This window comes from Mesorhizobium sp. M2A.F.Ca.ET.042.01.1.1, from assembly GCF_003997405.1.
In the GTDB taxonomy this organism is placed as follows: Bacteria; Pseudomonadota; Alphaproteobacteria; order Rhizobiales; family Rhizobiaceae; genus Mesorhizobium.
In genome coordinates this window covers 1-7626 of sequence record NZ_RZRX01000280.1, presented here as the reverse complement: position 1 = coordinate 7626, position 7626 = coordinate 1, and the positions used below count along the sequence as shown (strand labels likewise).

Here is a 7626-nt window from a genome sequence, read left to right as displayed (position 1 = left end):
GGCGCTGTCGATGCCTTCCGGCACCAGGATGGCGCTGACCGTGTCGGAGTGCCATTGCGGCGCCTTGGCGCAAAGCTTCAGGCCCCAGGCGTCGACCGCCTTTCGCACGCCTTCGGCCAGGCGATGGTGGCGGGCGAAGATGTTCTCCAGCCCTTCCTCGGCGATGAGGTCGAGCGAAGCGCGCAGGCCGCGCAGCAACTGCGTCGCCGGCGTGTAGGGGAAATAGCCCGCGTCGTTGGTGCGGATCGTATCCTCGAAGGAGAAGTAGCAGTGCCGGTGCGTCGCGACCCGCGAAGCGGCAAGCGCCTTCTGGCTGACCGACAGGAAGCCGAGGCCGGCGGGCAGCATGAAGCCCTTCTGCGAACCGCTTACGGCGCAATCGACGCCCCATTCCTCCTGGCGGAAATCGATCGAGCCGATCGAGGACACGCCATCGACGAAAAGGAGTGCTGGGTGGTTCGCGGCATCGAGCGCGGCGCGGCAGCCGGCGACGTCGCTGGTGACGCCGGTCGCGGTCTCGTTCTGCGTGCAGAACACCGCCTTGATGCGGTGCGCCTTGTCGGCGCGAAGTCTTTCGGCATAGAGCTCGAGCGGAACGCCGGTGCCCCATTCGCAATCGATGACATCGACATCGAAGCCAAGGCGTTCGGCCATGTCGACCCACAGATGCGAGAACTGGCCGAAGCGCGACATCAGCACCTTGTCACCGGGGCTGAGCACGTTGGTCATCGCCGCTTCCCAGGCGCCAGTGCCGGAGGACGGATAGATGAAGACGCGGCCGGTCTCGTTCTTGAAGACTCGTCTAATGTCCTCGAACAGCGGCAGCGTCAGGTTGGGGAAGGAGGCGGCGCGCATATCCTCCATCGGCAGGTTCATGGCCTGCCGGACTTGCTCCGGAATGTTGGTGGGCCCCGGGATGAAAAGATGCGTGAACCCAGCCATGCGCGAAATTCCTCCGATCGGTTTGGATTGTGGAGGAAGTTTCGTCCTTGCGAGGCTCGCCAACAACACCTTGCCGGGTAAGTTGTCGGCACTTGCGGGTGGGATGATCCCACCCGATCGGCCTACCCGAGGGGCGATTTGGACGTGCGTTGTTTCTCGCTGGAATAGATCGCGACGGCCATGGCGCGATTACGCACGTCCAGCTTGTCGTAGAGATTCTTCAGGTGGTACTTCACCGTGTTCTCGGAAATCCCTGTACGCGTGGCGATCTGCAAATTGGTCCAGCCGTCGGAAAGCACCGCCAGCAGTTCGCGCTCGCGCACGGTAAGCCTGGACAAGGGCGTGTCGTTGACCTTGTTGATGTCGATATAGGGAATGCAGATGCGGCCATGCGCGACCGCCAGGATCGTCTCGAAGATCACCGGCGGCTCGTCGAACTGGAAGCAATAGCCTTGAGCGCCGAGGCGCACGCATTGCTTCAGGATGCCGATGTCATGGTCGTTGGAAAAGATCGTGATGCGCACGCCGAGTTGCCGGCTCTGGACTTCCGTCAGCACGTCGGCGCCATCCATGTCGGCGAGCTTCCAGCCGATGACGGCGACATCGAACTGTGTGGCAGTGGCCATATCCAGGAATTGCGCGCCGCTGTGCACGACACCGAGCAGATCGAAGCGGCCGTCGCATTCCAGCATCTCGCGCAGCGCCGAAACGACGAAAGGATTGCGCTCGGCGACGACCACGCGAACGCGCTGCCCGCCAGCTGTTTCTTCCGTTTTCCGCGACTCGAGGTTCAAGGCCTGCCGCTCACCTTTTCGATTCCACCCATTGGTCGGCCTCTTCGGACCGTGTCATGACAATTCTGCCTCACCGGGGAAGGGGTGCTCTTTCCCCAGCGACATGCGCTGTCGCGTCGGCTGGAGGGATTGTCACAGCCGCGACATGGAGTAGGTCAGCGATTCCGTGGGCAGGATTGCCGCGATATTTCTTCGGCTATTCCGGGCTCTAGCGCGACATCTTCTCAAGACGAATCCTGTAGCCGCGCTATCTGCTGCACAGGGTTTGGATTTCCCGAAAAGCGGTTTCCACTTTTCGGGATCATGCACTAGACCTCATTTCGGGATTCCTCGATGCGGGAGGCGCTGGTGGAAGGCCAGGACAGACAGACGACCGACGTCGCGCCCGCCGAGGAGCATCACGCCGACATCTATGGCGAGGACGGCGCCGTGCGCGCCGCCTTCCTTGCCCAGATCGGCGCGGCGATCGTCGACCGCGACACGATCACCCTCAAGCGCGAAGTCGACGACCTGCACCAGTCGGAACTCGGTGACGTGCTGGAGGCGCTTCATCCCGAACAGCGCCGCACGCTGGTCGAGTTGCTCGGTTCCGATTTCGACTTCTCCGCGCTGACCGAGGTCGACGAAGCGATCCGCATGGATATCGTCGACAATCTGCCGAATGAGCAGATCGCGCAGGCGGTGCAGGAGCTCGATTCCGACGACGCCGTCTACATTCTCGAGGACCTCGAGAAGGAAGACCAGGACGAGATCCTGTCGCAGTTGCCCTTCACCGAGCGCATCAGGCTGCGCCGCGCGCTCGACTATCCGGAAGAGACCGCCGGCCGGCGCATGCAGACCGAGTTCGTCGCCGTGCCGCCATTCTGGACGATCGGCCAGACCATCGACTACATGCGCGAGGACAAGAACCTGCCCGAGCGCTTCAGCCAGATCTTCGTCATCGATCCGAGCTTCAAGCTGCTCGGCGCCATCGACCTCGACCAGATCCTGCGCACCAAACGCGCGGTCAAGGTCGAGGACGTCATGCATGAGACCCTGCATGCGATCCCGGCCACGATGGACCAGGAAGAGGCGGCCCGCGAGTTCGAGCAGTACAATTTGCTCTCCGCCGCCGTGGTCGACGAGAACGGGCGGCTGGTCGGCGTGCTCACCATCGACGACGTGGTCGACGTTATCCAGGAGGAGGCGGAAGAAGACCTTCTGCGCATGGGCGGCGTCGGCGACGAAGAACTCTCTGACACGGTGCTCGCCACATCGCGCTCGCGCGTGCCTTGGCTGCTGGTCAATCTGTTGACCGCTTTCCTCGCCGCGTCGGTGATCGGCCTGTTCGACCGCACGATCGAGCATATCGTGGCGCTTGCCGTGCTGATGCCGATCGTCGCCGGCATGGGCGGCAATGCCGGCTCGCAGACCATGACCGTAACCGTGCGCGCGCTGGCGACCAGAGACCTCGATATCTACAACGCCGCGCGCATCATCCGCCGCGAACTCGGCGTCGGTTTCATCAACGGCGTGGTGTTCGCGGTGCTGATCGGCATGGTCGCCGGATTCTGGTTCCGCGACCCCAATCTGGGTGGCATCATCGCGGCGGCAATGATCATCAACATGTTCGCCGCAGCACTCGCCGGGATCCTCATCCCGCTGGTGCTCGACCGCTTCAAGATCGATCCGGCTGTGGCCTCGGCGGTCTTCGTCACGACGGTTACCGACTGCGTCGGCTTCTTTGCCTTCCTCGGACTGGCGACGTGGTGGTTTAGAGTGCCCTAAATCAACACGGTGGCGTTAATTGACTTTTACGTAAATGCCGTGCGAGGTTGCCGAGGGGTCAGGTGCCGATTCCGGCGCTGCATGGGTATCACGGTAGGGAAGGGCGACGCTGAAAGCGGCGATGCCTTGGCTTGGGAGTGGGAATGCGGGAATATTATACGATCACCGAGCTGACACGGGAGTTCGACGTGTCGACGCGGACGTTGCGTTTTTACGAGGACGAGGGGCTGGTGCAGCCGGTGAGACGCGGCCGCACGCGGCTATTCCGGCCGTCCGACCGGCATCTCATCCGTCAGATCATGCGGGGAAAAAGGCTCGGCTTCTCGATCAACGAGATCCGCGAGATCATCCAGATGTACAAGGAGCCGCCCGGCGAGGTCGGCCAGCTCAAGCTGATGATCCGGCGTATCGAGGAAAAGCGCGAGGATCTGCGCCAGAAGCGGCGCGACCTGGAAGAGACACTGGCCGAGCTCGACCAGGCCGAGGAGTCCTGCGTGGAGCGGCTGGCTGAACTGGGCGTCAATACCTGAAGGGACTGCTTGCTTCCGTTGGACTGGCGGTCGATCGAACCGTGTTCATAATTCTGGCTTGGCTGTTCGCCGCCGCAGTCGTCGTCCACAATCTGGAGGAAGCAATTCTGTTGCCCGCCTGGTCGAAGCAGGCGGGGCGTTGGCATAGTCCTGTCGGGGCGCGCGAATTCCGGTTCGCCGTCCTCGTGCTCGCGGCTCTTGCCATCGGTGCCGCATTGCTCGCCGCCCTGCAAGGGCAGGAAATGATGGGCGCCTATCTGCTGTCCGGCTACGCGCTGGCGATGCTGCTCAATGTGGTCTTTCCGCACCTCCTCGCCACAATAGCCATGCGTCGCTACATGCCGGGCACGGCGACTGCTCTTGCCTTCAACCTGCCGGTCAGCGTCACCCTGCTGCATCGGGCGTTTGAAGAGGGATATATCTCTTCTGCACGTTTTGCGTTGGCGGGGCCAGCTGTCGTGTTGGCGATCGTGCTGCTCATTCCTGCACTGTTTTATCTCGGACGGAAACTATGGCCCTACAGCGAAATGGCATCACACCGAGCGCACCGCTGATCTTGTTTTGCTTAGATCCAGCGCCGCACCCTTTTTGCATAGTCGCGATATTTCTTGCCAAATTTCGCCGCCAGGATCTTTTCCTCCTTCTCGATCGCCAGCTTCTGCGTCGCGAAGGCGGCGAGGAAGGCGAAGATCAGGAACCAGGCGATGCCGGTGATGAAGGCGACGCCGATCAAGAGCAGCGTGTTGGCGAGATACATCGGGTTGCGGGTGATGCCGAAAGGACCCGACGTCACCAGATGGTCGGGCTCGGCATTGGGGTCGAGCGTCGTCTTGGCCCTGAACATGGCGCGGATGGCCGTGATCCAGAGCATGGCGACGCCGAACAGCGCCACCCAGCCGACGCCGAACAGGAGATCGCCAAAGATGTCGCCGATCCAGGGCAGCGGATAAAACATGCCGAGGGCGACGCTGGCCGCGATCGCCACGACATAGATCACCGGCGGCCAGGGAATGATCCCGTGTCTGGGCTTTGCGATGCCCGTCATTGCTGCCCTCCCTGCATCTGGTCCTCGGTCGCGGCGGTGCAGGTTTCCGCAAGATCGGACAGGTGCGATTTCCAGACGCTGGACTGGTCGTTGGCGTAGAGCTTGTCGAGAGACCCTTCGCCCTTCAGCGTGTCCAGCATGCAGCCACAATAGCTCGTACAGAACTTGCTGTCGCGCTGCTGTTCGCACTGCGCCTGGCAGGCCGGCAGGAAGCCGGCTTCCTTGTCCTGGGGACCGGCGGGCATGACCTGCGAGAACAGCCAGACCGAGCCGAACAGAAGCGGCTGATGGATGAGATAGAAGGCGAGGCTGTGGCGGCCGATGAAGGTCAGCGGGTTCGACCAGCGGCCCGGTATCCATGTCCCTAGCCGGGCAAGCAGGCCTGTAACGGAAGCCAGCTTGATCGCGGCGATGCCGGCAAGCACTGCGCCGAACCAGGGAAAGAGCGGCACATAGTCGTTGGAACGCGGGTTGGTGGCGGAAAGGCCGACCCACCAGAGCGCCGGATGATCGAAGAACTCCGACCGCAGATAGTAGGGGGCTGCAATGACGGCGGCAGCGACGATTGCCGTCAGCAGCCAGGGCAGCCTGAGAAAGGCGAGGCCGAGGAGGCTGGCCAACGCGATCTCGTGCAGGATGCCGAAGAAGATGAAACCGTCCGGCGTGACGAGATAGGTGACAGCCGAGATGGCGATCGCCGCCACGGCGACCATGGCGAAGCGCTTCCAGAAGCTGGGCCAGCGGATCTGGCGGCCATGGGCGAGGAAGAGACTGACGCCGACCAGGAACAGGAAGGTCGAGGCAATGCAGCGCGCGTAAAGCTTCCACCAGCCGAAGGCAGTGAGGGCTGGCGCAGTGTAGCCGAAATTTTCGAGGTCCCAGGTGAAGTGGTAGCTCGCCATCGCGATCAGTGCGACTCCGCGCAGGATGTCGAAGGCGGCGATGCGGCCCTGCTTGGGCGCGTCCTGAACGGGTTCGCTGGTCGTTTGAAGGCTCATCGTCAGGCAATCCGATTCAGTCGTGCCAAACGACTATCACGGTTCAAGCCGACGACAGAAGCAGGCGGCCATCAATGCGTTTCATGGCAGCCATGAAATTCCGCTTTAGGCCAGCGGCGGAAAGCCTTTGGCAGGCTTCGCTTTTCGGCCCTCGGGGGTCGGTTTCCTGCTACTGGCCGACGGCTGGTCCGGCCAGATTTGGCAAAATTTGGATGCATGTCGTTGCCCCAAAACCGCAGCACACTTCTGGGCGACATGCATTGTGATTCACGTCCCGGAGGGCCGATGTCCACCCATGTGCGCCATCCGATCTGGCTTCCGGCCCTGCGGCCGGCGGATGCGCGCACCTTCGCCTCGCTCTATGCGGTGGAATCCTTCGCCCGCGCCACGATCTCCAGCGTGATCCCGATCCAGGCCTACGAGATCCTGCACAATGAGCGGATCGTCTCGATCCTCTACACCATCGTGTCGCTGATGGGCCTTTCGGTGACGCTGTTCATGCCGATGCTGATCCGCCGCTTCGCGCGGCGCTGGGTCTACACGGCCGGCTGCGTGCTGCTGGCGATCGGCTCCGCCTTCTTCATTACCCACACGCTGCCCGGACAGATCGCCGGCATGCTCTGCCGCGTCATGGGGGCGAGCGCGCTGTCGATCACGCTGAACCTCTACATCATGGACCACATCCGCAAGACCGACTTCATGCAGGCGGAATCGCTGCGCATGGCCTGGTCGATGTTCGCCTGGACCGGCGGGCCGACGCTTGGCATCTTCCTCTACACGCATTTCGGCATCTATGCCGCGCATGGCGCGGTCGTGATCTTTGCGTTCGCGCTGCTCTGTCTGTTCTGGTTCTACCGGTTGAGCGACAACCAGTCGATCCGGCCCGGCAAGTCGCGTCCCGCCAATCCGCTCGCCAATATAGGCCGCTTCGTCAAGCAGCCGAGGCTCAGGCTTGCCTGGCTGATCGCCTTCGGGCGCTCCTGCTTCTGGACGACGTTCTTCGTCTACGGCCCGCTGTTCATGGTGATCACCGGCGAGGGCAAGCTTGCCGGCGGTTTGCTGGTCTCGGCCGGCAACGCGCTGCTGTTCGTGGCGATCTTCTGGGGCAGGGCCGGCGCACGCTTCGGTGCGCGCCGGGTCATGACCTTCGCCTATTTCGCCATGGCGGCCATGCTGTTCGCGGCAGGCGGCATCGGCGAGGCCGCTCCGCTGCTCACGGCCGCGCTGCTGCTCTTCGGCGCGCTCTTCACCATCGCCCTTGACGCGCTCGGCTCGACCGCCTTCATGCGCTCGGTGCGCACGTATGAAAGGGCGCAGATGGCGGCGGTCTACCGCACCTATCTCGATTTCTCCGAGCTGACGCCGCCGCTCGTCTATTCGGTGGTGCTCACCTTCTTCGGCCTGGGATCGGTTTTCGTCACGCTAGAGCGGGATGAAGTCATTTCCGGTCGTATCCTGCATTGGCGAAGTAGTTTGAGCACTCGGCGGGTGTCGTGCGGTTGAGGATCTCGCCGATCGCCTGACAGACGGTTTCGGCCGTCCGTTTGGCC

At 62.7% G+C, this 7626-nt stretch carries 8 protein-coding genes; 4 read left to right on the top strand and 4 right to left on the bottom strand.

Going from position 1 to position 7626, the window contains the following annotated elements; all coding sequences use genetic code 11:
* A partial coding sequence (locus EOA23_RS29150; protein ID WP_127306678.1) for an aminotransferase class V-fold PLP-dependent enzyme occupies positions 1–942 on the bottom strand: 942 nt, incomplete at its 3' end.
* Between the two features lie 122 nt (positions 943–1064).
* Positions 1065–1736 (bottom strand): response regulator transcription factor, encoded by a 672-nt coding sequence (locus EOA23_RS29145; RefSeq protein ID WP_127306677.1) that lies wholly within the window; start codon positions 1734–1736, stop codon positions 1065–1067.
* 333 nt (positions 1737–2069) lie between these two features.
* Between EOA23_RS29145 and mgtE the strand changes: the two genes are divergently transcribed.
* The 3 genes from mgtE (at position 2070) to EOA23_RS29130 (ending at position 4587) form a co-directional block, all read left to right on the top strand.
* Positions 2070–3503, top strand: a complete 1434-nt coding sequence (mgtE, locus tag EOA23_RS29140; protein WP_127306676.1) for a magnesium transporter — start codon at positions 2070–2072, stop codon at positions 3501–3503.
* 143 nt (positions 3504–3646) lie between these two features.
* Positions 3647–4033 (top strand): MerR family DNA-binding transcriptional regulator, encoded by a 387-nt coding sequence (locus EOA23_RS29135; RefSeq protein ID WP_095815511.1) that lies wholly within the window; start codon positions 3647–3649, stop codon positions 4031–4033.
* Between the two features lie 41 nt (positions 4034–4074).
* Entirely contained in the window at positions 4075–4587 is a 513-nt protein-coding gene (locus EOA23_RS29130; protein WP_189341744.1) for an HXXEE domain-containing protein, read from the top strand.
* An 11-nt stretch (positions 4588–4598) separates the two neighbouring features.
* Here EOA23_RS29130 and EOA23_RS29125 read toward each other — a convergent pair whose 3' ends face one another.
* Both EOA23_RS29125 and EOA23_RS29120 read right to left on the bottom strand, forming a co-directional pair.
* Positions 4599–5078: an isoprenylcysteine carboxylmethyltransferase family protein gene (locus EOA23_RS29125; RefSeq protein ID WP_042643120.1), complete on the bottom strand. Its 480-nt coding sequence runs from the start codon at positions 5076–5078 to the stop codon at positions 4599–4601.
* Positions 5075–6076 (bottom strand): DUF1624 domain-containing protein, encoded by a 1002-nt coding sequence (locus EOA23_RS29120; RefSeq protein ID WP_127306674.1) that lies wholly within the window; start codon positions 6074–6076, stop codon positions 5075–5077. Before EOA23_RS29120 ends, EOA23_RS29125 begins: the two co-directional genes overlap by 4 nt.
* Before the next feature lie 285 nt (positions 6077–6361).
* Here EOA23_RS29120 and EOA23_RS29115 point away from each other — a divergent pair, with 285 nt between their 5' ends.
* A complete protein-coding gene (locus EOA23_RS29115; RefSeq protein WP_127306673.1) occupies positions 6362–7579 on the top strand; it encodes an MFS transporter in 1218 nt (405 codons plus the stop codon).
* Positions 7580–7626: the final 47 nt, after the last annotated feature.